This is a genomic window from Microbulbifer sp. YPW16 (genome assembly GCF_021290385.1).
Taxonomy (GTDB): Bacteria; Pseudomonadota; Gammaproteobacteria; order Pseudomonadales; family Cellvibrionaceae; genus Microbulbifer; species Microbulbifer zhoushanensis.
The window spans coordinates 1339252-1362217 of sequence record NZ_CP089928.1 but is presented as its reverse complement, the minus strand read 5'-3'; the positions used below and the strand labels follow the sequence as shown (position 1 = coordinate 1362217).

At 60.2% G+C, this 22966-nt stretch carries 24 protein-coding genes; 18 read left to right on the top strand and 6 right to left on the bottom strand.

The features are described from left to right. Nucleotides 1-217: 217 nt before the first annotated feature. A complete protein-coding gene (sfsA, locus tag LVE68_RS05930) occupies nucleotides 218-919 on the top strand; it encodes a DNA/RNA nuclease SfsA (protein ID WP_233006100.1) in 702 nt (233 codons plus the stop codon). A 73-nt stretch (nucleotides 920-992) separates the two neighbouring features. On the opposite strand, the gene LVE68_RS05925 is transcribed toward sfsA, so the two are convergent. The 4 genes from LVE68_RS05925 to LVE68_RS05910 form a co-directional block, all read right to left on the bottom strand. Continuing rightward, nucleotides 993-1337 carry a Rieske (2Fe-2S) protein gene (locus tag LVE68_RS05925; RefSeq protein ID WP_233006099.1) on the bottom strand — a complete coding sequence of 115 codons (345 nt, stop codon included), beginning with the start codon at nucleotides 1335-1337 and terminating at the stop codon, nucleotides 993-995. Nucleotides 1338-1381: 44 nt separating this feature from the next. Beyond that, entirely contained in the window at nucleotides 1382-2437 is a 1056-nt protein-coding gene (locus LVE68_RS05920; RefSeq protein WP_233006098.1) for a S1C family serine protease, read from the bottom strand. Between the two features lie 84 nt (nucleotides 2438-2521). After that, on the bottom strand, nucleotides 2522-3400 hold the full coding sequence (htpX, locus tag LVE68_RS05915) for a protease HtpX (protein WP_233006097.1): 879 nt from the start codon (nucleotides 3398-3400) through the stop codon (nucleotides 2522-2524). 115 nt (nucleotides 3401-3515) lie between these two features. After that, complete coding sequence (locus LVE68_RS05910) at nucleotides 3516-3800, bottom strand: TfoX/Sxy family protein (RefSeq protein ID WP_233006096.1); 285 nt, start codon at nucleotides 3798-3800, stop codon at nucleotides 3516-3518. Between the two features lie 294 nt (nucleotides 3801-4094). On the opposite strand from LVE68_RS05910, the gene LVE68_RS05905 reads away from it, so the two are divergent. From LVE68_RS05905 to LVE68_RS05895, 3 genes are all read left to right on the top strand, one after another. Continuing rightward, the gene (locus LVE68_RS05905; protein WP_233006684.1) at nucleotides 4095-4805 is read left to right on the top strand and encodes a M15 family metallopeptidase; all 711 of its coding nucleotides are present in this window, start codon (nucleotides 4095-4097) and stop codon (nucleotides 4803-4805) included. 65 nt (nucleotides 4806-4870) lie between these two features. Then, nucleotides 4871-5698 (top strand): serine O-acetyltransferase, encoded by an 828-nt coding sequence (gene cysE, locus LVE68_RS05900; protein WP_370636794.1) that lies wholly within the window; start codon nucleotides 4871-4873, stop codon nucleotides 5696-5698. A 78-nt stretch (nucleotides 5699-5776) separates the two neighbouring features. Beyond that, nucleotides 5777-6286, top strand: a complete 510-nt coding sequence (locus LVE68_RS05895) for a hypothetical protein (RefSeq protein WP_233006095.1) — start codon at nucleotides 5777-5779, stop codon at nucleotides 6284-6286. 80 nt (nucleotides 6287-6366) lie between these two features. Here the strand turns inward: LVE68_RS05895 and ppa are convergent, their stop codons facing one another. Beyond that, the gene (gene ppa / locus LVE68_RS05890) at nucleotides 6367-6903 is read right to left on the bottom strand and encodes an inorganic diphosphatase (RefSeq protein ID WP_233006094.1); all 537 of its coding nucleotides are present in this window, start codon (nucleotides 6901-6903) and stop codon (nucleotides 6367-6369) included. 185 nt (nucleotides 6904-7088) lie between these two features. Here ppa and LVE68_RS05885 point away from each other — a divergent pair, with 185 nt between their 5' ends. The 13 genes from LVE68_RS05885 to LVE68_RS05825 all read left to right on the top strand — a co-directional run bounded on the left by LVE68_RS05885 (nucleotide 7089) and on the right by LVE68_RS05825 (nucleotide 20039). Then, nucleotides 7089-8486 carry a glutamine synthetase family protein gene (locus tag LVE68_RS05885; RefSeq protein ID WP_233006093.1) on the top strand — a complete coding sequence of 466 codons (1398 nt, stop codon included), beginning with the start codon at nucleotides 7089-7091 and terminating at the stop codon, nucleotides 8484-8486. Between the two features lie 43 nt (nucleotides 8487-8529). Then, nucleotides 8530-9918, top strand: coding sequence for an aldehyde dehydrogenase family protein (locus LVE68_RS05880; RefSeq protein ID WP_233006092.1), 1389 nt, complete (start codon nucleotides 8530-8532; stop codon nucleotides 9916-9918). Nucleotides 9919-9933: 15 nt separating this feature from the next. Next, nucleotides 9934-11103: an iron-containing alcohol dehydrogenase gene (locus LVE68_RS05875; RefSeq protein WP_233006091.1), complete on the top strand. Its 1170-nt coding sequence runs from the start codon at nucleotides 9934-9936 to the stop codon at nucleotides 11101-11103. Between the two features lie 78 nt (nucleotides 11104-11181). Next, entirely contained in the window at nucleotides 11182-11769 is a 588-nt protein-coding gene (gene msrA, locus LVE68_RS05870; RefSeq protein ID WP_237064082.1) for a peptide-methionine (S)-S-oxide reductase MsrA, read from the top strand. Nucleotides 11770-12070: 301 nt separating this feature from the next. After that, nucleotides 12071-14905, top strand: coding sequence for an ExeM/NucH family extracellular endonuclease (locus LVE68_RS05865; RefSeq protein WP_233006090.1), 2835 nt, complete (start codon nucleotides 12071-12073; stop codon nucleotides 14903-14905). 293 nt (nucleotides 14906-15198) lie between these two features. Further along, nucleotides 15199-15465, top strand: a complete 267-nt coding sequence (locus tag LVE68_RS05860; protein WP_233006089.1) for a hypothetical protein — start codon at nucleotides 15199-15201, stop codon at nucleotides 15463-15465. Nucleotides 15466-15671: 206 nt separating this feature from the next. Then, nucleotides 15672-17228, top strand: a complete 1557-nt coding sequence (locus tag LVE68_RS05855) for a transposase (RefSeq protein WP_232940126.1) — start codon at nucleotides 15672-15674, stop codon at nucleotides 17226-17228. A 166-nt stretch (nucleotides 17229-17394) separates the two neighbouring features. Next, nucleotides 17395-17760, top strand: a complete 366-nt coding sequence (locus LVE68_RS05850; protein ID WP_233006088.1) for a hypothetical protein — start codon at nucleotides 17395-17397, stop codon at nucleotides 17758-17760. 86 nt (nucleotides 17761-17846) lie between these two features. Next, a complete protein-coding gene (locus tag LVE68_RS05845) occupies nucleotides 17847-18335 on the top strand; it encodes a shikimate kinase (protein ID WP_233006087.1) in 489 nt (162 codons plus the stop codon). Nucleotides 18336-18420: 85 nt separating this feature from the next. Continuing rightward, a complete protein-coding gene (locus tag LVE68_RS05840; RefSeq protein ID WP_233006085.1) occupies nucleotides 18421-18753 on the top strand; it encodes an excalibur calcium-binding domain-containing protein in 333 nt (110 codons plus the stop codon). 81 nt (nucleotides 18754-18834) lie between these two features. Continuing rightward, nucleotides 18835-19173 carry a hypothetical protein gene (locus LVE68_RS05835; RefSeq protein WP_233006084.1) on the top strand — a complete coding sequence of 113 codons (339 nt, stop codon included), beginning with the start codon at nucleotides 18835-18837 and terminating at the stop codon, nucleotides 19171-19173. 69 nt (nucleotides 19174-19242) lie between these two features. Then, nucleotides 19243-19497, top strand: a complete 255-nt coding sequence (locus LVE68_RS05830) for a hypothetical protein (RefSeq protein ID WP_233006083.1) — start codon at nucleotides 19243-19245, stop codon at nucleotides 19495-19497. Nucleotides 19498-19847: 350 nt separating this feature from the next. Beyond that, nucleotides 19848-20039: a DUF3185 family protein gene (locus tag LVE68_RS05825; RefSeq protein WP_233006082.1), complete on the top strand. Its 192-nt coding sequence runs from the start codon at nucleotides 19848-19850 to the stop codon at nucleotides 20037-20039. A 156-nt stretch (nucleotides 20040-20195) separates the two neighbouring features. Here LVE68_RS05825 and LVE68_RS05820 read toward each other — a convergent pair whose 3' ends face one another. Then, nucleotides 20196-21671: a M20 family peptidase gene (locus LVE68_RS05820; protein WP_233006081.1), complete on the bottom strand. Its 1476-nt coding sequence runs from the start codon at nucleotides 21669-21671 to the stop codon at nucleotides 20196-20198. A gap of 285 nt (nucleotides 21672-21956) precedes the next feature. On the opposite strand from LVE68_RS05820, the gene LVE68_RS05815 reads away from it, so the two are divergent. After that, the gene (locus LVE68_RS05815) at nucleotides 21957-22952 is read left to right on the top strand and encodes an LLM class flavin-dependent oxidoreductase (RefSeq protein WP_233006079.1); all 996 of its coding nucleotides are present in this window, start codon (nucleotides 21957-21959) and stop codon (nucleotides 22950-22952) included. The last annotated feature ends 14 nt before the right edge of the window (nucleotides 22953-22966 follow it).

Genomic DNA, 22966 nt, shown 5'->3' with positions numbered 1-22966 from the left:
TAGACCGGATTTTACCGGGTTGATGCATTTTTAACCTTGTTGGCGGTTTGGTAACCGTCTGGGAAGATGCATCGGTCCGATAAGCGGCAGGCTGCTCCTGTCCCGGCGCCATACCCCGGGCGACCGAGAGCGAGGAAACTATCAAATCTCTGCAGTTCGCGCCACAAAATGTTGTCTGGTATTTTGTGGCGCAAGATTTGTCCGCAAAGGTCTTACTGTGAAGTTTAATCCTCCATTGCAACGGGGCACGCTGCTGCGTCGCTATAAGCGCTTTCTCGCCGATATCCAAACGGAAACCGGCGACATTTTCACCATTCACTGCCCCAACACCGGTTCGATGAAGAACTGCTGGGTAGAGAACAGCCCCTGCTGGTACTCGGATTCCGGTAATCCCAAGCGCAAGTACCGGCACACCCTCGAGATCACCACCACTCCGGAGCAGGCGCTGGCGGGGGTGAATACGGGCCGCTCCAATGCCCTGGTGGAGGAGGCAATTGCCAACGGCATTGTTACCGAGCTGCAGGGGTACGAGCGGGTGCGGCGGGAAGTGCGTTATGGCGCCGAAAACAGCCGCATCGACCTGTTGTTGTCCGGCGACAGGGGCGACTGCTATGTCGAGGTAAAAAACGTCACCCTGGCCGAGGGCAGCCGGGGACTGTTCCCGGATGCAGTCAGTGCGCGGGGCACCAAGCACCTGCGGGAACTGCAGAAGCTGGCCGAAGAAGGTGTGCGCGCGGTGCTCTTCTACTGTGTGCAGCACACGGGCATCCAGACGGTGGCGCCGGCTCGGGAAATCGACCCGGCTTATGCCGCTGCGCTGGACACGGCGGTTGCCGCGGGCGTTGAGGTTATCGCGTATCGCGCGCATCTGGGCGCCGGGGAAATTGCACTGGCGGATTCCGTGCCCTTCAGCGTCTAGGGCAGGTCAGTAAGGGGCCCGTTTGCCCCGGGGCTGCGACGACACCTTGGTCCTGGCAGCCGCCACCGCGCTGTCATTCCGCCAGGATAACGTACAGTCCCTCTGGGCTGTGCTCGATCGGCACCGGGGTCAGGGCGTCGCCGGCACAGGGGCCGGCAATGCACTCGCCGGACTCGATCATGAACAGGGCGCCGTGGGAGGCGCACTGGATCAGTGCCCCATCCGGGTCCAGGAACTGGTCGGGTTGCCAGTCCAGGTTGATGCCCTGGTGCGGGCAGCTGTTCTTGTAGGCGTAGATCTCGCCGTCTTTCATCACCGCAAAGACATTGTCCGTGCCTGCGGCCGTGTCCCCCAGGGAAAAGCCTTTCGACTGCCCCTCGCTCAACTCGTCGTAACGACAAAGAAAGTATTTCTGCACGCTAACCCTTTTAGTGTTTTCTGCGTTTTATCGGCCGCGCCAGTTTACTCCGGTGCGGCCAGTGTGATGTAAGCCTGCTGTTCCCGGCCGTCGCGCAGGAACTCCAGCCTTACCTGGTCGCCCGCACGGTGTTTTTCCAGGGCATTCAGCAGGTCATCATAATTACGCACGGGATCGTCATCCACGGCGATGATCACGTCCCCCAGCTGCCAGCCACCGCGTTCGGTGCGGAACACGCCGCGCAGCCCGGCCTCCTCCGCGGGCATGCCGGGAGCAATGCGCAGCACTGCCACGCCGTCGAAGCCAAAGCGGCTGGCCCACTGGTCCGGCGCGGACTCGATACCCAGTACTGGCCGCACCAGGCGGCCGTGGGCAATCAGTTCCGGTACGATTTTTTTCACGGTGTCCACGGGGATGGCAAAGCCGATGCCTACGCTGGCGCCGCTGGGGCTGTAGATGGCGGTGTTCACCCCGATCAACTGGCCGCGGGAATTCAGCAGCGGACCACCGGAATTGCCGGGATTGATGGCCGCGTCGGTCTGGATCACATTGCGAATGGTGCGGTTATTGGCAGCCTGTATCTCGCGACCCAGGGCGCTCACCACACCGGTGGTCAGGGTGGTGTCCAGCCCGAAGGGATTGCCGATGGCGAGCACCTTGCGGCCGACCGAGAGGGTGTTGGAGGTTCCCGGCACCAGGGGTGCCAGCAGCTCCGGTGGCGCATTGATCCTGAGCACCGCCAGGTCCTTCTCCGGTGCGGATCCCACCAGCTCCGCCGGCCACTCGCTGCGGTCCTGCAGGGTGATGGTTACCTTGCGCGCGCCCTCGATCACATGGAAATTTGTGACGATATGTCCCTGGCGGTCCCAGATAAAGCCGCTGCCGGCGCCCTTGGGCACCGTGTGCATGCGCAGGCTCCAGCGATCCCGCACCAGCGTCTCGTTGGTGACATACACCACGGATGGGCTGGCAAAATTGAACACCTGCATGGTGTTCTTCTCGTCGTCGGTGGAGAAGTCGGGCAGCAGGGATCCCGCACTGGCGAGGCAGGGGAACGCCAGGAGGGTGATGGCGAAAATCAGTGAAACCAGTTTTTTCATGGTCCGGGTATGTTGTTCTAACTGGGACAGCAGCCGGCCGCGCTGGCGCGGACCGGCCATACCTGGGGACGGGGCCGTCCCCGGTTATCGATTCTGCAGGGCCAGGATACGATCCTCAAGCGGCGGATGGCTGGCCATCAGCGCCCCCATATTGCCGTAGATGCCAAAGGCTTTCATGTTGCTGGGCAGCGGTTGCTCGCGGCCGGCCTCGGATTCAGACTTGATGCGCATCAGGGCCGCGGCCATCGACTCGCGGGTGGTGAGGTCGGCGCCCGCTGCATCGGCGCGGTACTCCCGTCGACGGCTGAACCAGGCCACCACCATCATGGCCAGGAAGCCGAACAGGATATCCATGATGATGGAAGTCACGAAGTAACCGATCCCCAGGCCCTGCTCGTTCTTCAGGATCACCCGGTCCACGAAAAAGCCCACCAGGCGCGCAAAGAACATGACGAAGGTGTTTACCACGCCCTGGACCAGTGCCAGGGTCACCATGTCGCCGTTGGCGACGTGACCGATCTCGTGGCCGATGACCGCCCGCGCCTCGTCGCGGTTAAAGCGCTGCAGCAGGCCGGCACTCACCGCTACCAGCGCGCTGTTGCGGTTCCAGCCGGTGGCAAAGGCGTTGGCCTGTTGCATGGGGAAGATGCCCACATCGGGCATCCCGATGCCGGCTTTTTCGGACAGGTCCCGCACGGTATCCACCAGCCATTGCTCGTCGGCTGTCTGCGGCTGGGTGATCACCTGGGTGCGAGTGCTCATCCGGGCGATGGTCTTGGAAAGCAGCAGCGACACCAGGGCGCCACCGAAACCGAATACGGCGCACAAAGTCAGCAGCCCGGTGAGGTTCAGGTCCACGCCGTTGGCGGCGAGAATCCCCTGGAAACCGAACAGGTTAAAAATGATCCCGGCCAGCACCAGCACGGCCAGGTTAGTCAGTAAAAACAAACCAATGCGCAACATCGGCTCACTCTCCAGTAGTAATCCTTGGGAGAAGTGTAGATTGGGGCGCTGCGGGGAGATTACAAGATTCGCCCCGCCGCGGGAGTGGCATGCCGGATTGGTTCCCGCGCCCGGGTCAGTCCTGGCCCTGCGCGGACATGGCGCGATCCGCCTCATCGGCCAGGCGTCGTTTCAGGTCGGGGTCCAGCTCGTTCCAGTGAACATCCAGCAGTGCCCCCTGCAATGCGTAGAGGAGTACACGGGAAGCGTTGATACCGCGGGCCCGGATGCAGGTAAAGGCCTCCACCGGACCGATCCGGCGCAGGTCATCACAAGTGCGAATCCCGATGGAATGGAGAATATTGACTGACGCGAGTCCGAGGTTTTTGAGTTTGAGGAGCTCTGATTGACTCGGGTGCATGGTGGTCTTCCCTGGTAGATACGCCACTTTAATCGGCGGTGCCAGATTCTGGCGCCGGCAATGCACGGATCGGCTCATTCCTTGAACCGGGCTATGCAAAATAACATAAGTGGATAAGCAGTCAAAAGCTGATTAGCAAAAGAAGTAAGCAACTTTTTTGGAGTTACATGCCAGTTTTGAACCGGCGACTTGTCGCCTGGACCTCAGCTGACTTTTGATACCGTCCAATATCGGAAATGTAGTAAATTTAGCTGGAATTTACTGGGATTCAGGCCTTAAACCGGGGTACATGTGATGTTAGATGCCGCGATTGAGCGGATGTTGTTTGGGCTCTCGGATGAACATGTCATTCTTGAACCGATTTCCGGGCAGCTTTTGCACCCGGAGGCCCTGGTGGCCTTTGAGCGCCTGCGCCAGGATGCACGTGCGGCCGGGTTTGAACCCCGTGTGGTATCAGGATTCCGCGACTTCGAGCGCCAACGCACGATCTGGAACGGCAAGGCCGGTGGCCAGCGCCCGCTGCTGGACAGCGGGGGGGAGCCCCTGGATGCGGCGGCACTTTCACCCCGGGACCGGGTTTACGCCATCCTGCGCTGGTCGGCTCTGCCCGGCGCCTCGCGACACCACTGGGGTACGGACTTTGATGTTATTGACGCCGCTGCGGTGCCGGAGGACTATCGCCCGCAGCTCACCCCCCGGGAAGTGGAGGATTGCGGCGTATTCGGTCCATTCCATTGCTGGCTGGACCAGCGCATTGCCGCCGGGGAAAGCCATGGCCTGTTCCGGCCCTATGCAGAGGATCGGGGCGGTATCGCGCCGGAACGCTGGCACCTGAGTTATGCGCCCCGTTCCCGCGAGCTGGATGACCTGCTGACAGCGGATGGCCTGCGGCGGTTGTGGGAGCACAATGAGCTGGAACTGTGCGACACTGTCTGCGCAAATCTCGACGATATCTACCGGCGGTTTATCCGTGTGCCGCCGGAATGCTACCCGGATACCGGGTGAGTACCGGTTGTGAGAATGCCAGCTAAGAGAATGACATGAGCCAGACGGGAGCCAGGCGGTAGCCAATGGGAGAGGGAAGCGCAATCGAGGGAAGCAATCATGGCGGCGGCAATGGGCGCGACGTCTGGGGCATGATGCGCGTCGAGGCGCAGGAACTGGCCGCGGGTGAGCCGGTGCTCGCCAGTTATTTCCACAATACCATCCTGCGGCACAAATCCCTGGACGATGCGCTGTCTTACCAGCTCGCCTCGGTACTCGACCACAGCGCGCTGACGGCCACGGCGCTACAGGAAGTGATTGCCGCCGCATTGCAGAACGACGCGGAAATTTCCCGGGCCATGCAGGCGGATATCTGTGCCTGGTATGACCGCGACCCCGCCTGTGAGCACTACCTCACGCCTTTCCTTTATTTCAAGGGGTTCCATGCCCTGCAGTCGCACCGGGTTTCGCACTGGCTCTGGGAGCAGGGGCGCCGCACGCTGGCGCTGTATTTCCAGAGCCGGGTATCGGAACAGTTCGCAGTGGATATACACCCTGCGGCCCGTTTCGGCCGCGGCATCATGATTGATCACGCCACCGGGCTGGTAGTGGGTGAGACGTCGGTGGTGGGCGACGACGTTTCCATCCTGCACTCGGTGACCCTGGGCGGCAGTGGCAGCGGTGGGGGTGATCGTCACCCGAAGATCGGCCGTGGCGTAATGATCGGTGCCGGTGCCAAGGTGTTGGGCCCGGTGCATGTGGGGGAGGGGGTAAAGATTGCCGCCGGCAGCCTGGTGCTGGCCGATGTGCCGGCCCATTACACGGTGGCGGGTGTGCCGGCGCGCCAGGTGGGCGGCAGGACGGCGGCGGCTCCGGCCTATACCATGGACCAGACCCTGGATTCTGACGACTGAGCGACGGAATCCCACCGCCAGGCCGGCATAATAGCCATAACAACAATGAAGAAAGCATGACAGGGGATTGAGGAAGCCATGTCCGAACCTCGCTACAGCCTGATATTCCGCGGCGACCTGGTGCCGGGCTTTACTGCCGGCGACGTCAAGGCCAACCTGGCGCGCCTGTTCAAGGCCGGGCCGGACACCGTGGAGAAACTGTTCAGCGGTCGCCCGCTGGCGATCAAGAAAAACCTGCCCGAGGCGCAGGCGCAGCAGATGCTCGCGGCGCTGGAGAAAGTGGGGGCAAAGGCCGTATTGAAGGCCGAGGGACAGCCGGGAAGTTCATCCGCTGCAACTCCCTCGCAATCGCGAGCCGGGACAGCCGGTGCCCCGGAGCAGAAACCGGCTGCCGGTGCGGCAGGCCTCAGTGTTGCCCCGATGGAAGGCAACCTGGTGCGGGACAGCGAGCGCCAGCGCAGTGCGGCTGTGGACGTGGATACCGGCCACCTGAGCCTTAAACCGCAGCAGGGCAACCTGGTGGAGGAGAATGAACACCAGCGGCCGGCCGCCGCTCCGATCAGCGTGCCGGACTGGCAGCTGCAATAGGGCTATTGCCACGGACAGCTCCAGAAACGAAAAAACCGGCCATATGGCCGGTTTTTTTATACCTGGGCGGAATGGCGTATTCAGCCTTCCTCTTTCAGGTAGCGCTCGCGGGAGGACATAACTTCGGCGCGGGCGGCGTCGGCGTTGTCCCAGCCGTCTACCTTCACCCACTTGCCGGCTTCCAGCGCCTTGTAGTTCTCGAAGTAGTGCTCGATCTGCTTCAGCAGCAGTTCCGGCAGGTCGCCGATTTCCTGTACGTGGTCGTACAGCTTGGTCAGTTTGGTGTGCGGTACCGCCAGCAGCTTGGCGTCGACACCGGACTCATCGGTCATCTTCAGCACGCCGATTACGCGGGAGCGGATCACGGAGCCAACCATTACCGGGTAGGGGGCCACAACCAGCACGTCGAGGGGATCGCCGTCCTCGGACAGGGTCTGCGGCACGTAGCCGTAGTTGGCCGGGTAGAACATCGGGGTGGCCACGAAACGGTCCACGAACACCGCGTCTGCATCCTTGTCCACTTCGTACTTGATCGGGTCGTGGTTGGCCGGGATTTCGATGATGACGTTGATATCGTTGGGCAGGTCCTTACCTGCGGAAACCTTGTCGAAGCTCATTGCTGTTCCTGATTAAAAAGTGGACGAAAATTCGGGAGGGCGGATTATAAACCCTGCGCGGCGTCGCTGAAAGCACCGGCGTGCGGGAAGTGCACATCTGGCCCTGTGGTCACCGAATGGCCCCGCATTGACTATGCTGTTAGCGAGATACCCGCTGGTGGATAACAACAATAGCGAGGCCCCCGATGCTCGATCCGAGCCAGCCCCCCGGATTATTGCCGCGAGAGGTACGGACTGCCGCCCAGGCCCGGCAGATTGTCGAAGAACGCCAGCTGACCCACGTCAAGGTGGGGCTGTTTGACAACGACGGCGTGATGCGCGGCAAGTACATGAGCCGCGACAAATTCTTCTCCGCCCTGGAGCACGGCTTCGCTTTCTGCGACGTGATACTGGGTTGGGACGTCAAGGACCAGCTCTACGACAATGCCAGCTACACCGGCTGGCACACGGGCTATCCCGATGCCCCGGTGCGGGTTCTCCCGGAAAGCTGTCGTGAGATTCCCTTCGAGGATGGCATGTTGCTGTTCCTGGCGGAGTTTGACCGCCAGGCAGAGGAGGTCTGTCCCCGCGGCACCCTGCGCCGGGTGGTGCAACGCTGCCGTGAGGCGGGTTTCGAGCCCATGGGCGCACTGGAGTACGAATTCTTCCTGTTTGACGAGACGCCGGATTCCGCGCGGGAAAAAGGTTTCCGCAACCTCAAACCCTTTACCCCGGACTGGTTTGGTTACTCGGTCATCCGCAACTCGGTCCACTCGGAACTGCATCGCCAGATCCTGGAGCTGGGCGAGCGGATGGACTTCCCCATCGAGGGGCTGCATACGGAAACCGGGCCGGGCGTGCTGGAGGCGGCGATCACCGTGGACGGCGCCGAGGCTGCCGGTGACAAGGCTGCCCTGTTCAAGACCTTCCTCAAGGTGCTGGCCCAGCGCAACGGGCTGATGGCGACGTTTATGGCCAAATGGTCCGGCGACTACCCGGGCCAGAGCGGCCATATACACCTGTCCCTGCGCGATTGCGACTCGGGCAAGTCGGCCTTCTTCGACCCGCAGCAGCCACAGAACATGAGTGCCGTACAGCGGCATTTCCTCGCCGGCCAGCAGCGCCTGATGCCCGAACTCCTCGCCATGATGGCTCCCACGGTCAACAGCTACCGGCGGCTGGTGCCCGGTTTCTGGGCGCCCACCGGAGCCACCTGGGGGGTGGAGAACCGCACCGCGGCCCTGCGGGTGATTCCCGGCAGCGACAAATCACAGCGGCTCGAGTACCGGCTGGGCGCGGCCGACGCCAATCCCTACCTGGCCCTGGCGGCAGCGCTGGGGTCGGGCCTCTACGGCATCCTGCAGGGTTGGGAGCCCGGCGAGCCGGTAGCCGGCAATGCCTACGCGCTGGAGCAGCCGGAGGAACTGGCCCTGCCGCTCACCCTGTGGGACTCGGCTCAACGCCTCAGGGAGTCAGACGCCGCGCGGGAATTGTTCGGCAACAGCTTCGTGGACCATTTTGTCGCCAGCCGCGAGTGGGAGGAGCGGGAGTACCGTCGCCATGTGAGCGACTGGGAGCTGGAGCGCTACTTCGAGATTATCTGAGCGCGGGCAGGCCCGCGCCGACCATTACCGGATACTGGAATTCATGCAAAAACTGCAGTGTATTTCGCCCATCGATCACTCGGTCTACGTCGAGCGCCCGCTGGCGGAACCTCCTGAAATCAGCGCGGCACTGGAGCTGGCGGCTGGTGCGCAACCGGCCTGGGCCCGCACCCCGCTGGCCGAGCGGGTCGCCATCGTGCGCCAGGCAGTGATGTTGATGCTGGATCGCAGGGCGCGGCTGGGGGAAGAGTTGTGCTGGATGATGGGCCGGCCGATCCGCTTCGCCGAGGGCGAAATCCTCGGCTTTGCCGAGCGGGCCAATTACATGGCAGATATTGCCGCAGACTCCCTGGCGGATATCCGCCTGCCGGAAAAGACCGGCTTCACGCGACTGATCCGGCGCGAACCATTGGGTACTTCCCTGGTAGTGGCGCCGTGGAATTACCCTTACCTGACGGCGGTCAATGCCGTGGTGCCGGCGCTACTGGCGGGCAATGCGGTGATCCTGAAGCACTCCGCACAGACGCCGCTGTGCGCTGAGCAGATGGTGGAGGTGTTTGCCGAAGCCGGGCTGCCGCAGGGGGTATTCCAGTACCTGCACCTGTCCCATGCCGACACCGAGAACCTGGTGCGCGCACCGGAAGTGGCTCATGTGGCCTTTACCGGCTCGGTGGCCGGTGGTCGCATGGTGGAGCGCGCTGCCGCGGGTCGTTTTATCAAGCTGGGCCTGGAGCTGGGCGGCAAGGATCCCGCTTATGTCCGGGCGGACGCGGACCTGGACCATGCGGTGGCCGCCGCGATCGACGGGGCCTATTTCAATTCCGGCCAGTCCTGTTGCGGTATCGAGCGTATTTACGTACACGAGTCGCTGCACGACGAGTTTGTGGAGCGCGCGGCCGGGATTGTGGGCGCCTACCGGCTGGGCCGGCCCGATGACCCGGACACCAACCTGGGCCCGCTGGTGCGTGCCGAGGCGGCCGACTTTGTCCGCGCCCAGGTGGACGAGGCCATTGCCGCGGGTGCCACCGCCCATATCGATCCGTCCGGTTTTGCCATGGACCGGCGCGGCACTGCCTACCTGGCGCCCCAGCTGCTTACCGGCGTGGACCACAGTATGCGGGTGATGCGCGAGGAGTCTTTCGGACCGGTCGTGGGGTTGATGCCGGTACGCGATGATGCCGAGGCGCTGGCACTCATGAACGACAGCGAATTCGGCCTGACCGCGGCCATCTTCACCGCCGATGAACAGGCCGCACTGGCACTGGGTGGGCGGCTGGAATGCGGTACGGTATTTATGAACCGCTGTGATTACCTCGATCCGGCCCTGGCCTGGACCGGCGTCAAGAACTCCGGTCGCGGCTGCACCCTGTCCGGCATCGGCTACGAACACCTGACCCGTCCCAAGTCTTTTCACCTGAAACACCAACCCTGAGCCCCGAGGCCCGCCATGAACACCCGAGCCCCCTCCGTAAACTGGAATTACCCCACCGCCATGCGCGTGGGGCCCGGCAGGGTGAATGAACTGCCCGCGGCCTGCCGGGAGCTGGGAATCCACACGCCAATGCTGGTGACCGATCCCGGCCTGGCGGACCTGCCAATGGTGGAAACCGCGTTGCGGATCTGCCGCAATGACGGACTGAAGATTGCGGTGTTTGCCGATGTGAAAAGTAATCCCAACGGCGCCAATGTGGACAGTGGGGTGGCGGCCCTGCGTGCCGGCTGGCACGACGGGGTAATAGCCTTCGGCGGCGGCTCGGCCATGGATGCCGCCAAGGCCATCGCCCTGATGGCCGGACAGAGGCGGCCACTGTGGGATTTCGAGGACGTCGGGGACAATTTCCGGCGTGTGGACGAGGCCGGCATGGTACCGGTCATCGCCGTTCCCACCACCGCCGGCACCGGTTCGGAAGTGGGGCGCTCGTCGGTAATCACCGACGAGGTGGCCCGGGTCAAGCGGATTATCTTCCACCCGAAAATGCTGCCGGCACTGGTGATCCTGGACCCGGAGCTGAGCACAGGGCTGCCCCACAGTATCACTGCTGCCACCGGCATGGACGCGCTCTCGCACAATCTGGAGGCTTTCTGTGCGCGCGGCTACCACCCCATGGCCGAGGGAATCGCACTGGAGGGCATGCGGCTGGTGCATGAATACCTGCCGCGTGCGGTGGCGGATGGACGTAATATCGAGGCGCGCCAGCAGATGCTGGTGGCTTCCAGCATGGGTGCCACCGCCTTCCAGCGTGGGCTGGGGGCCATGCATGCGCTGTCCCACCCGCTGGGTGCGCTCTACGATGCGCACCACGGCCTGCTGAATGCGGTACTGATGCCCTACGTGTTGCAGGCCAATCGCGACGCACTGGAGGCACCAATGGAGCGGCTGGCGCGCTACCTGGACCTGCCACAGGCGGGGTTTGCCGGTGTACTCAACTGGATCCTGGCCCTGCGCGCCGAGATCGGTATTCCCCACAGCCTGGAGGAAATCGGTATCGGCACTGACCAGGTGGAGCAGGTGGGCAATATGGCTGTGGCCGACGCGGCGGCGGCGGGCAACCCGCTGGAATTCGATGCGGCCGGATACAGCGCCATCCTTGAACGGGCGCTGCGGGGCGTGGTCTGAGAGATACCGCCCCGGAATCCGGAGCGCGGCTATGCACGTATGGTGCACATATACATAACCCGGAGAAGGAATGTGAGGATGCGCTGGCTACTGGCCTTATTATTGATTATCGGTGCGGCGGGCCCGCTGGCCCAGGACGATACCAAGAGCATCCGTACCGCGGTTTTTGCTGGCGGCTGCTTCTGGTGCATGGAACCGCCCTACGACAAGCTTGAGGGTGTACTGGAGACAACATCCGGCTACAGCGGCGGCGAAGTGGAAAACCCCACCTACGACCAGGTTTCAAGCGGGGGTACCGGTCACGCCGAGGTGGTGCAGGTGAAATACGATGCGAGCAAGGTAAGCTACCCGCAGCTATTGCAGGTGTTCTGGCGCAATGTGGACCCCTTCGATGCCGGCGGCCAGTTCTGTGATCGCGGCAGCCAGTACCGCAGTGCCATCTTCTATGCCAATGAGCGCGAGAAGCGCCAGGCCGAGGAAAGCAAGAAAGTGCTAGAGGAAAAACTGGGCAAGAAAATCGTTACTGAAATTGTCCCAGCCGCTACCTTCTACCCTGCCGAGCAGTACCACCAGAATTATTACCAGCGCAACCCCGTGCGCTACAAGTTTTATCGCTACCGCTGTGGCCGCGACCAGCGGCTGGAAGAGGTGTGGGGAGGGACCTGATCGCCCACCTGGATTTGTACGAGTGAAGCCCGCCATAACGCGGGTTTTTTATGAATGGTCACCAGTCACATTGCAAGTGTGGGATGCTCCACACGGTAACCTCCTGTACCGCAATTCTTCATCCTTTTCTCATCTGTTGTTAGGAAACGGCTGTCATCCTGTCGCGCTCCCGGAAGCGGTTGTTCCGGAAATCCATTAGCGCAGGGGGAATAAACCGCGTGTCTGGGGCCGGGTTGAGAGTGTCATCCCGGGCACTTGTGAACGCAGCCTCCACTGCACGATAACGACAGGGACAAACCTAATGAAACGATTCAAGGGCGCATGGCTGCCCACGTTACTTCTCTCCGGCATGCTTCCCGGTGTGGCTTCCGCGGACCTGCTGATATCCGAATACATCGAGGGCAGCAGTAACAACAAGGCACTGGAAATCTATAACGGTACCGGTGCACCCGTGGACCTGGCGGACTATGCGGTAGAGGTCTATTTCAACGGCTCGGTATCGCCGGGTGCCAGTATTGGCCTGACAGGGGCCCTGGCCGACGGCCAGGTATTCGTGCTGGCTCATGGCAGCGCCGATCCCGCCATGCTGGCGCAGGCGGACCAGACCTATGGCGGCGGCCTGTTCAATGGCGATGACGCAGTCGTGCTGAGCCGGCTGGGACAACCGGTGGATGTGATCGGCCAGGTCGGCGTGGACCCCGGCAGCCAGTGGGGCGACAGCGCGGTGGGCACCCAGAACCAGACACTACGGCGCAATGAGGGGGTCACCAGCGGCCGTACCGATGGCGGCAACACCTTTGATCCGCTTCTTGAATGGACCAGTGCCGGGCAGGACAACTTTGACAACCTCGGCTCTCACGGCGGGGCCGATGGCGACACTGGCGGTGGCGGCGTCGCGATGGGCCAGTGCGGCGAGTCCGCCACCCTGGTCAGCGCCGTACAGGGCAGTGGTGCCGCCAGCCCGCTCGACGGTGAACGCGTCGAGGTGGAGGCCGTGGTGGTAGGGGATTTCCGGGACACGGCCAGTGGCCTGGGGGGATTCTTCCTGCAGGAAGAGGACGCAGACCAGGATGGGCTCGATACTACCTCAGAGGGCCTATTCGTCTATGACAGCGGTTTTGGTGTCGAGGTACAGGTCGGTGACCTGGTGCGTGTCGTCGGCAATGTCACCGAGTATTACGACTTTACCGAGCTGACCGGGATCGACGGCGTCAAGGTCTGTAGCAGCGGTCACAGTGTTACCGCTGCACAGCCGGTACTGCCTTTTGCCAGCGCCGATGCGCCCGAGCGTTTCGAGGGCATGCTGGTGGAATTTGCGCAGGAACTGACCGTCACCGGCCATTACAACCTGGCCCGTTATGGGGAGGCAGAGCTGTCTTTCGGCCGCCTGTTTATTCCCACCAATATCGTCGAGCCGGGGCCGGCGGCCCTGGCCCAGCAGGCCGCCAATGACCTGAACCGCATACTGCTGGATGACGGTTCAACGGTGCAGAACCCAGGGGTAATTCCCTACCCGGCACCGCAGCTGGATGCCACTAACAGCCTGCGCGCGGGGGCTAGGGTTGCCGGCCTGCGCGGGGTGATCGGCTACGGTTTCGGAGCCTACCGTGTACACCCGGTAGAGGCGCCGCAGTTCAGCGATACCAACCCACGAAACCCGGCGCCGGAGCTACCGGGTGAGGGCAGCCTGCGGCTGGCCAGCTTCAATGTGCTGAACTACTTCAACGGCGACGGTAATGGTGGAGGATTCCCGACCGATCGCGGTGCTGACACCCCGGAAGAGTTCCAGCGCCAGCGGGACAAAATCATCGCTGCAATCCGGGCCATGAACGCAGACATCATCGGCCTGATGGAAATCGAGAACGACGGCTACGGCGCCGATAGTGCCATACGGGACCTGGTGGATGGTCTCAATACCACCGCCGGTGCCGAGGTGTATGGTGTTGTCGATCCGGGCACCGCGCAGCTGGGCGACGACCAGATTACGGTGGGTATCGTCTACCGCAGCGACCGCGTGCAGCCGCTGGGCCCCGCCGTCACCCTGGACAGCTACCCGTTTGATGACCTTAACCGCCAGCCGCTGTTGCAAGGGTTTACGGAAATATCCAGTGGCGGAACCGTGGCGATAGCCGTTAACCACTTCAAGTCCAAGGGCAGCTGCCCCGGTGACGGTAGCCTCGATGATGACCAGAACGACGGCCAGGGCTGCTGGAACCGGGTGCGCACCCAGGCCGCCGAAGCGCTGGCCAGCTGGATCGCCACCGATCCCGCTGGTACCGGCACTGAGGGGGTGCTGGTCCTCGGCGACCTGAACAGCTATGCACGGGAAAACCCCATCACCACCTTGAAGGAGGCCGGCTATACCGACCTGTTGGACCAGTTCGGCGGCAGCGGGGCGTATTCCTATATCTTCGCCGGCCAGGCGGGTTACCTGGACCATGCCCTGGCCAACGCTGCCCTGGCGCCTTCGGTCACCGGTGCCACTGCCTGGCATATCAACGCCGATGAGCCCCGGGCGCTGGACTACAACACGGAGTACAAGAGTGCGGAGCAGGTAAATAGCCTCTACAGCGCCGACGCCTACAGAGCCTCGGACCACGACCCGGTAATCGTGGAGCTGGACCTGACCCCGGCCAACAGCGCGCCACAGGCCGATTTCACTGTTGATACCGCAAATCGGCATGTCCAGTTCACCGACCTCAGTTCGGATGCGGACGGTGAAATCGTGCGCTGGCAGTGGACTTTCGGCGATGGAGCAACCAGCGACGAGCAGAACCCGAAGCACCGCTACGGGGCGCCGGGCAAATACACCGCGACGCTATTGGTGGAAGATGATCTAGGGGCCACCACAATGGTCCAGCGCCAGGTCGTGGCTCCGGATGCCCAAAACGCGCAACCACTGCGCTTCCGCGTACACCGCTTCCTGAACTGGGTATGGGTCAGCGCCCGTGGGCGGGGCGCCGCGTACCAGAGCTACAGCTGGAACTTCGGCGACGGTACCCTGGAGCAGGGCACCGGAGGCTGGCACCGCTACGACCAGCGCGGCAGCTACCGGATCACGCTGACCGCCACAGACGACACCGGCCGCAAGCTGTCGGCCAGCCGTCCGGTCACCATCGCACGGATGGGGTGGTAACTGGTATTCCACCGGATCCAACAGGATTTTGAGCACAGAAGGGCCCTGTCAGGGCCCTTTTTTTATTGCATTTCACTGCGTGAGTGCCGGCTTTGTATGTTTTATGGCCGTCGAAACCGAAAGGTAGGCGTAATTGCGTGTAATTGCTGGGTCCGGCGGTAAGAGTGACTGTTACGCCGATATGTGGCTAGATATCGACATCAATGGTTAGATGTAGCCATGTATGTCCAGATATAGGCATATGGGCAGATATGACCATGCCCATGAATAAACTGTTATAGGTCAGTCAGATAATGAAAGTCACTTTGGGGTTGGTACTGTCTGTATTTATTCTGTTATGTATCGGCATTGCTTACTGGTTTGGTGCGTTCTCTACCTCATTTAACACCAACATGTGTTATTCGGAGGTTATTAGAAAAATTACAGCCGAAGTTAAAGCTGTACAAAAATCAGATGAAAAGAGCGACCTCATTGAGTTGAGCAATGATCTTGAAAAGCTGCCTTTGCATGGTTACGAATCTAGCTGCGAAGAAATCAAGCGTGCAGTGGAAAACCTATAACAAAGCCAGGCAGTTTGCTCCGGGCCTGCGGCCCTCCGCGGGACAGCTTACCTTGTGCGGGTTTTGCGCGGGTCGCTGTGCTCCCATTTTTGCGCAAAAAGCGCACAAGGTAAGCCGCCCCTGCTGGCGGCGTTCTGGCTGTAGAAAAACTCTTAAAATATAGTGTTTTTTGATAGAATTGGCAGGTCGAAAAGGGGAATCCCGCCATGCCAAACTTCAAGCGGTACAATTACAACCAGGACGCGATGGTTGTGATCAATTTCGAAGAGCAATTGCAGCCGAATACCTTCGAATTTACCCTCCACCACCTGATCGATGACCATATCGACCTGTCTGCCTTCTACGAAAAGTACCAGAATGACGCCGGTGGTCGATCGGCTTACGATCCCGCCATTCTGTTAAAGATCATCCTGTTCGCATACTCCAAGGGCATCACCTCCAGCCGCGAGATCCAGTGGCAATGTGAGCACAATATCATCTTCAAGGCGCTTTCCTGCGATTCAGTGCCGCACTTCACCAGTATCGCCAGCTTTGTCAGCAGTTACCCGGATGCGATCGAGTCGATCTTTGAGCAGGTACTGATGGTATGTGACCAGGAGGGACTGCTGGGCAACGAGCTGTTTGCGATTGATGGTTGCAAGATGCCGTCGAATGCCAGTAAGGAGCACTCCGGTACATTCAAGGAACTCGAGCAAAAGCAGGCCAAGATCCGCAAGAAGATCCGGCACTGCATCAAGGAACACAAGAAGCTGGATGGCCGCAAGCCCGCCGAGCGGGAGCGCAAGCAGCGACTGGCGCAGGCGACGGATACGCTCAAGCAGCACTTCGAGAAGATAGACAAGTTCCTAAAGACGCAAGCCCCAAGGATGGGGCAAGGCAAGACCCCGAAAGAAGTCAAAAGTAATATCACCGACAATGAGTCGGCCAAGATGACCACCAGCAAGGGCACCATCCAGGGGTACAACGGTGTCGCCGCAGTGGACAAGAAACACCAGATCATTGTCGAGGCGCAGGCTTTCGGCGAGGGCCAGGAATACCATACGCTCAAGCCCATGCTGGATGGTCTCACCGCACACTACCGGAAAGCCGGCATCCATCCGGACATCCTCGCCGATGGCACCATCGTGACCGCCGATACTGGTTTCTCCAACGAGGGCAATAATGCCTATCTGAAAGAGGAAGGCATCAACGCCTATATCCCCGACAACCAGTTCCGCTCGCGGGACAAGGCGTTCGCCAAACAAAAAGAAAAGTATGGCAAGCGTCATCGCGATACCCTGGTGGGCGTCAAGCAGGTGATTCCTGCCAGGGAATTCACCTTCGATAAGCGCCGCAAGACCTGTATCTGCCCAGCCGGTAAAGAACTGCTTCTCTACAGGGAGGAGCAAGTCAGTGAGGGCAAGCGCAAGCTGTTCTTTGAGGGCCGCCTGACTGACTGCCGCCACTGTCACCTCAAACACCAGTGCATGCGCAACCCCGGTTCTGCCGATACCCGCGACGGCCACGGCCGGCAGGTGTCCACCACCTGGACCAATGGCCGCACGGCGACCGACTGGATGAAAAAGCGCGTCGACAGTATCGCGGGAAAGACGATCTATAGTCACCGGATGTCGGTGGTAGAGCCGGTGTTCGGTAATATTGGTACCAATAAACGGCTAGGCCGTTTCTCTTTACGTGGTCGTGAGAAGGTCCAGGGGCAATGGCGTATGTTCTGCCTGGTGCATAACATTGAGAAGTTGATGAGATACGGGGCGATCCACTGATTCACAGGGATATCCACACTCGTCTGCGCAAAAGAGGCCCTTAATACGTGCAATGAGTGATTATGTAAAACGGATGTGTTTAAATCGTGATCATTAAACTTATAAGAAAGAGAGCCGATGGGATATCAGGTTGTCATCCTGTTTTTCTACAGGCTCGTTAAATGATATGAAAACAATCGTAGCGGCTATTTTGATTTTACTCTCTCAGGTTGGCCTTTGTGATGAGACCGACAAGATCGCTATTAGCTATTTTAATTTCCTCTTAGAGGAAGACGGAGAAAGATTTAACCGCGCAGATGAATTGGTGTCCCAACCCATAGTAGGCCGCTTCTCCAGCCAAGACGGACACAGAATGATCATTGTGTCCGCACAGATCAGTGATAATGAGAGCTATTACGCTCTTATGGGCGAAAATGAGCTAAATATGGGCTACCTAGCGTGGAAGGCCAGAGGGTATGGTCAAGATGCCCAACAAGATCAAGCCTACTATCTGCGCTATGACGGCACGGAATTTGGATACGATGGCTGGTAAGCATTTAACAAGGCCAAGCAAGCAGGGACCCGCTAACGCGGGCCCCTGTTGGCAACGTTATGTGCCATTAAAGCTTCGGAGGCACTTTGAGTAAAATTCTAGTTTTTGGAAACTCCGGTTCTGGTAAGTCCACATTTTCTAAGTACATTGCGCGGAATTTCGGTTTGGCTCATTTAGATTTGGATGTCTTGGCATGGCTTCCGACATCTCCACCCCAAAGAATGTCTATTGAAGAATCCAAGGGAAAAATTAATGATTTCACAGCCGAGCATGAAAGTTGGGTGGTTGAGGGCTGCTATACCGATTTATTAGAACTCCTAAAGCATGAGGCATCGGAAATTGTGTTTATGGACCTAACTATTGAGCAATGCATCGCCAATGCCAAGAATCGTCCATGGGAGCCGCATAAGTACGAGTCTAAAGAAGCGCAAGATGCCAACTTAAATATGCTAATAAATTGGATTAAAGATTATAAGGTCAGATCAGACTCATTTTCCTATGAGTCGCATCGTAGATTTTATGAATCGTTCCAAGGGGAAAAGGTTGCTTATACCGAAAATCAAGTACACACATAACAAGCGGCTGTTATCGCCCCCTGTGGGGCTGGAGCGGCTCCAAGTCCGCCCTAAAAGCCGGGCGTGAGAGCTTTGAGTGGTAATAATGAAAAAAATAGTAATTTTCGGCCTATTAGCATTCGCTGGCTGGAAGCTGTACCAAGAAAAATTCGCTGCTCATGGAGCTCGTTGGGGAGATTATGAGGTAGAGAAGGTCGGTCGTTCCGTTGATGGCATGGAAACGATCAAACTTTCTCCATCTAGGGGGCCTGATAAATCTAGCCAGGTTTTATATCAAAAGTTTAAATGTGATGGCCGGCAGCATTGTAGCCAAATGACGTCCAGAGAAGAGGCGGTTTTCTTCATAAGAAACTGTCCTAATACAAAAATGGATGGAGACAATGATGGTATTCCCTGTGAGAACGATTCCAGGTTCTGAGTCCGCCAACTCTAATAATCACAGGCAGTATGCTAAGGCCCTCCGGCCCTTCGCGGGGCGTTAGTTGTCCCAAGGAGAAATATGAAAGGCCTGAAATTAGCCGGGTTGATTACCGGATTGATAGCGCTTTCTATCGGCTACATTTTTTTAGATCCAGTTGGGCCGGATACTGGAAGTTCTGCTGCCGGGGCGGCGGGGTTGGTTATCATGTTTGTCTTAGTCCCAGCCCTGGGGGCTTTAGCGATAATGGTTGTTCCAACTTCTATAGCATTGCTATGGAATGGAAACCGTTTGCGAGCGAATTTCCATGGTATGTTTTGGCATGGCATCTGGGCTATAAATGGGGTTTTCACACTTAGTTATCTGCTGCTGGCTTTGTACTGTTTTTATATCTGGATCGTTGCTGGTGCGGCCAGCTAAAAAGTTAACGCAGATCGCGGACGCATGCGTCATGTTGATGTATCATTTTTTCAGGGAGGAAAGTTAAGTATGTCAGTTTCAATCAATGGATTCTCGTTTCCTGCGTCTCTGTTTACCGCATATATGGTGTTTTCAATCATTGTCTCGGTAACAGTTGCTCTCTACTTTACCCGGGGGCGTACCTGGCAGGCCCGGCTCGCGTGTACATTTCTGGCGGTGATGCTCAGTTTTTCCATGTTGTGGAACTGGGTTTACCTTGCGGCGCTATCTATCTTTGCAATGCGCGATGGTCAATATAATAAGAAAGGCAGTGTTGTGGGGTAGCTCACACAGAAGAGTTAAGAAAGCGGAATAGGTGATAAAAAGTAGAGGTTGTCTGCTGTCGCATCTTTAAAGTGGTGTGGGCGTGCTCTAGCTAAAAGGTGAGTAGAGCATGGCAAAAAATGAGAGGCGATATATGAAAGCGGTAAGTTGTAGCTACGACAAGGTACACGCTACCCTCGAATAGCAGACACCTGTATAGTCAGACTTCGGACTGACATAATAGTTGTCCATAACTTCCGGGGCTTCGTTATGGTTGTGATTTGGCCGGCCTTGACAAGGCCTGGAAGTTTTACCCGGAAGCAGTCCCAACGCATTTGCCAATGCGTCTGGTTTTTGAAATTGGGGGGTGTATGAAGAAGAAATATCTCGGCGTTGTGCTGATGGTCGTGGGTGTCGCGGCAGTCGTTTGGGGCTACAACATTTACGATTCGGCCAGCTCCGAGGTCACACGGGCGCTTACCGGCGATTCGCCGGCGGAAGCCTGGGTGGGCATGGTCGGTGGTGCCATCTGTTTTGCCATCGGCTTACTGAAAGTAAAGTAAAGTCTGTAGTGGCTGCCGGCGTAGCAGCCACCGCTCCTGTCCCGAGTTTGTCACCGCAGCCTCTCACTGCGTGGGCTTATTCCTGAAGCGAACCGGGCTGCTCCGGGGCACCGACTCCAGCTGGCCTTGCCAGGGCTGGAGCCGGCACCAGCCGAGTTACTCGTTTCCAGCTTCCTCCATCAGTTGCCGGTAAAACCTTGTGGCGCCGACCATGTTGTCGATGCTGATGCGCTCGTTGGTGCCGTGGAAACCGTGGGTATCCTCGCTGGTGACCACCATGGGGTTGAACCGGTAGCTGTTATCCGCCACTTCCTCGTAGCGGCGGCTGTCGGTGCCGCCGATGGTGAGGCCCGGGGCAATTACCTGCGGGCCGTAGGTCGCGCGGCTGGCGGTCGCGATTGCCCGGAAGCCGTCGGCATCCTTGCTGGAGACGCGGGAGGCAGGGCGACCTTCCCGTACCCTTACCTCAACCCTTTCATCGTCGATTGCCTGCTCCAGGTGGCTCACGATGCCGTCGATAGTGTCCCGCGGATGTACGCGCAGGTTGACGGTGGCCACCGCCTCGATGGGCAGGACATTGTCCTTGACGCTGCCGGACAGCATGGTGGGGGCGGTGGTAGTGCGCAGCATGGCGGCGGTACCGGGCTGGTCTTCCAGTACCGATTCAATCAGGCCGCCGAACAGCCAGCGGTTGGCGAACAGCATGCGTTTGCCAAACGGCATATGCGGGGCCACCGCATCGAACATGCCGGCGCCCACGCCCTCGAGGCCGCCGGGCAGCGGTTGCTGTTTCAACCGCACCAGCGCCGCTGCCAGGGTATCCACTGCGGTTTCCCGCGGCGGCATGGAGGAGTGGCCGCCGCGGCCGCGGGCCACCAGGTCCACGGTCAGGTAACCCTTCTCCGCGATATTGATGCTGGCCACCGGCTGGTCCACGCCGGGAATAAAGCCGTCCAGCAGGAATGAGCCCTCGTCCAGGCTCCAGGCCAGCTGTACGCCGTCATCCTGCAGTTTCTGCACCACGGCGGCCGTGCCGTGATCGCCGCCGATCTCCTCGTCGCTGGTGAGGCTGATATAGATGGTGCGCTGTGGCTGGAAGCCCTGTTCCAGCAGTGCGGTAGTGGCCTCCATCAGTGCGATGGCCGCCCCCTTGTCATCGAGGGTGCCCCGGCCCCAGATATGGGTCTCGTCCACGATGCCGTCGTAGGGCGGGTGTTGCCACTCGTCTTCAGTGCCCGGGATTACCGGTACCACATCGTAGTGGGCGGAGAGCAGGATGGGCGCCAGGTCCTCGCGCTGGCCGGGCCAGGTGAACAGCAGGGTGTAGGGATGCTCGGTGTCCACACCCAGCTGCTGCGGTGGCATGGCGGTGTGGACGGCGGGGTAGGTGGCCGCGAGCCACTCGATAAATGCCGCGAACTGCGCCCGCGTGGAGGCCGACTCCATGTCCGCGGAGATGGTGCGAAAACGGATGGCCTCGGACAGGTGGCGGGCGATCTGCTGTCCGTCCGGGACATGGGTATCGGCCGCTGTGTCCACGGGTGCCGGGGCCGAGTAGCTGGCGGTGCGCACCAGGAGTACGGTTGCCAGCAGCAGGGACAGGCCGGCCACTGCCAGCAGGGCTTTTTTCATGGCGGTTTCCATTGTCGTTATTCTGTGTTGTGTAATCTCCAAGTGAGCCTATCTTACCGGCAGGGCCGTGGCACCTGCATTGACCGGGGCGCTGGCGCCAGCTGACCATCCAGCTCTGGCGCTGTTACTGCCCTGGGGCCGGGTGCGGGATTCCGTGGATGCGCTTGATTTCCGTCGGGGCGGGCCCCAACTAACGTCGTGGCAGCCGGGGCGTTATCGCGCGGTGGCCAGAGCAAGACCGGTCCCGGTGACCGGCGCCTTCCCCAGACGCAGAAAGGAGCTGTTGTGCAAGCCTATTCCCTGCTCGACCTGTCCCCCATTACCGAAAACAGCGATGCCGGGCGCGCGCTGCGTAATTCCCTCGACCTGGCGCAGCATGCGGAAGACTGGGGCTACCGGCGCTTCTGGATGGCCGAGCACCACAACCTCGGTGGCGTTGCCAGTGCCGCTACGTCGGTGGCGCTGGGCTATATTGCCGCGGGCACCCGCAGGATCCGGGTGGCCGCGGGCGGCGTGATGCTGCCCAACCATGCGCCGCTGGTGATCGCCGAGCAGTTCGGTACCCTGGCTGCGGTCTACCCGGACCGGGTCGACCTGGGGCTGGGGCGCGCGCCTGGCACTGACGGCGCCACCATGCGCGCCCTGCGCCGTGACCCGATGACGGCTGCCGACCAGTTTCCCGATGATGTGCAGGAGTTACTGCGGTATTTCGAGCCGGCACAACCGGGCCAGCGGGTGCAGGCCGTGCCCGGTGCCGGGCTGCGGGTGCCGGTGTGGTTGCTGGGCTCCAGCCTGTACAGCGCGCAGCTGGCGGCCGCCATGGGCCTGCCATTTGCCTTTGCTTCCCACTTTGCCCCGGCGATGCTGGACCGGGCCCTGCACCTGTATCGGGAGCAATTCCAGCCCTCGCAATACCTCGATGCCCCCTACGCTGCGGCGGCGATCAATGTATTCGCCGCGGACTCCGAGCCAGAGGCGCGGAGGCTGATGACTTCTGTCGAGCAGCAGTTTATTGCCCTGCGCCGGGGTAATCCCGGGCCCCTGAAGCCACCGGTGGACGATCCGGAAATGATTGCCCCCGCTGCAGAGCGGATGCAGGTGGCACAGGCGCTGGCAGAGACAGCCGTGGGCACAGAAGAGATGGTGTCCGCGTGGATCGACCGGTTCCTGGAGCGGACCCGGGTCGACGAGCTGATTGTGACCGGGGCCATGTACGATCACGACGCCCGGCTCGAATCCTTCCGGATCGCGGGAGAAATCCTCGCCGGGCGTGTCCGCTGACCCTGGTGGGGCCC

Coding starts and splice junctions, on each gene's coding strand:
- LVE68_RS05875 (WP_233006091.1), top strand. CDS start 9,934: ATGAACACCCGAGCCCCCTCCGTAAACTGGAATTACCCCACCGCCATG.
- LVE68_RS05855 (WP_232940126.1), top strand. CDS start 15,672: ATGCCAAACTTCAAGCGGTACAATTACAACCAGGACGCGATGGTTGTG.
- LVE68_RS05860 (WP_233006089.1), top strand. CDS start 15,199: ATGAAAGTCACTTTGGGGTTGGTACTGTCTGTATTTATTCTGTTATGT.
- msrA (WP_237064082.1), top strand. CDS start 11,182: ATGCGCTGGCTACTGGCCTTATTATTGATTATCGGTGCGGCGGGCCCG.
- LVE68_RS05835 (WP_233006084.1), top strand. CDS start 18,835: ATGAAAGGCCTGAAATTAGCCGGGTTGATTACCGGATTGATAGCGCTT.
- htpX (WP_233006097.1), bottom strand. CDS start 3,400: ATGTTGCGCATTGGTTTGTTTTTACTGACTAACCTGGCCGTGCTGGTG.
- LVE68_RS05910 (WP_233006096.1), bottom strand. CDS start 3,800: ATGCACCCGAGTCAATCAGAGCTCCTCAAACTCAAAAACCTCGGACTC.
- LVE68_RS05865 (WP_233006090.1), top strand. CDS start 12,071: ATGAAACGATTCAAGGGCGCATGGCTGCCCACGTTACTTCTCTCCGGC.
- LVE68_RS05885 (WP_233006093.1), top strand. CDS start 7,089: ATGCTCGATCCGAGCCAGCCCCCCGGATTATTGCCGCGAGAGGTACGG.
- LVE68_RS05840 (WP_233006085.1), top strand. CDS start 18,421: ATGAAAAAAATAGTAATTTTCGGCCTATTAGCATTCGCTGGCTGGAAG.
- LVE68_RS05895 (WP_233006095.1), top strand. CDS start 5,777: ATGTCCGAACCTCGCTACAGCCTGATATTCCGCGGCGACCTGGTGCCG.
- LVE68_RS05880 (WP_233006092.1), top strand. CDS start 8,530: ATGCAAAAACTGCAGTGTATTTCGCCCATCGATCACTCGGTCTACGTC.
- LVE68_RS05905 (WP_233006684.1), top strand. CDS start 4,095: ATGTTAGATGCCGCGATTGAGCGGATGTTGTTTGGGCTCTCGGATGAA.
- LVE68_RS05830 (WP_233006083.1), top strand. CDS start 19,243: ATGTCAGTTTCAATCAATGGATTCTCGTTTCCTGCGTCTCTGTTTACC.
- LVE68_RS05825 (WP_233006082.1), top strand. CDS start 19,848: ATGAAGAAGAAATATCTCGGCGTTGTGCTGATGGTCGTGGGTGTCGCG.
- LVE68_RS05850 (WP_233006088.1), top strand. CDS start 17,395: ATGAAAACAATCGTAGCGGCTATTTTGATTTTACTCTCTCAGGTTGGC.
- LVE68_RS05820 (WP_233006081.1), bottom strand. CDS start 21,671: ATGAAAAAAGCCCTGCTGGCAGTGGCCGGCCTGTCCCTGCTGCTGGCA.
- ppa (WP_233006094.1), bottom strand. CDS start 6,903: ATGAGCTTCGACAAGGTTTCCGCAGGTAAGGACCTGCCCAACGATATC.
- cysE (WP_370636794.1), top strand. CDS start 4,871: ATGGGAGAGGGAAGCGCAATCGAGGGAAGCAATCATGGCGGCGGCAAT.
- LVE68_RS05920 (WP_233006098.1), bottom strand. CDS start 2,437: ATGAAAAAACTGGTTTCACTGATTTTCGCCATCACCCTCCTGGCGTTC.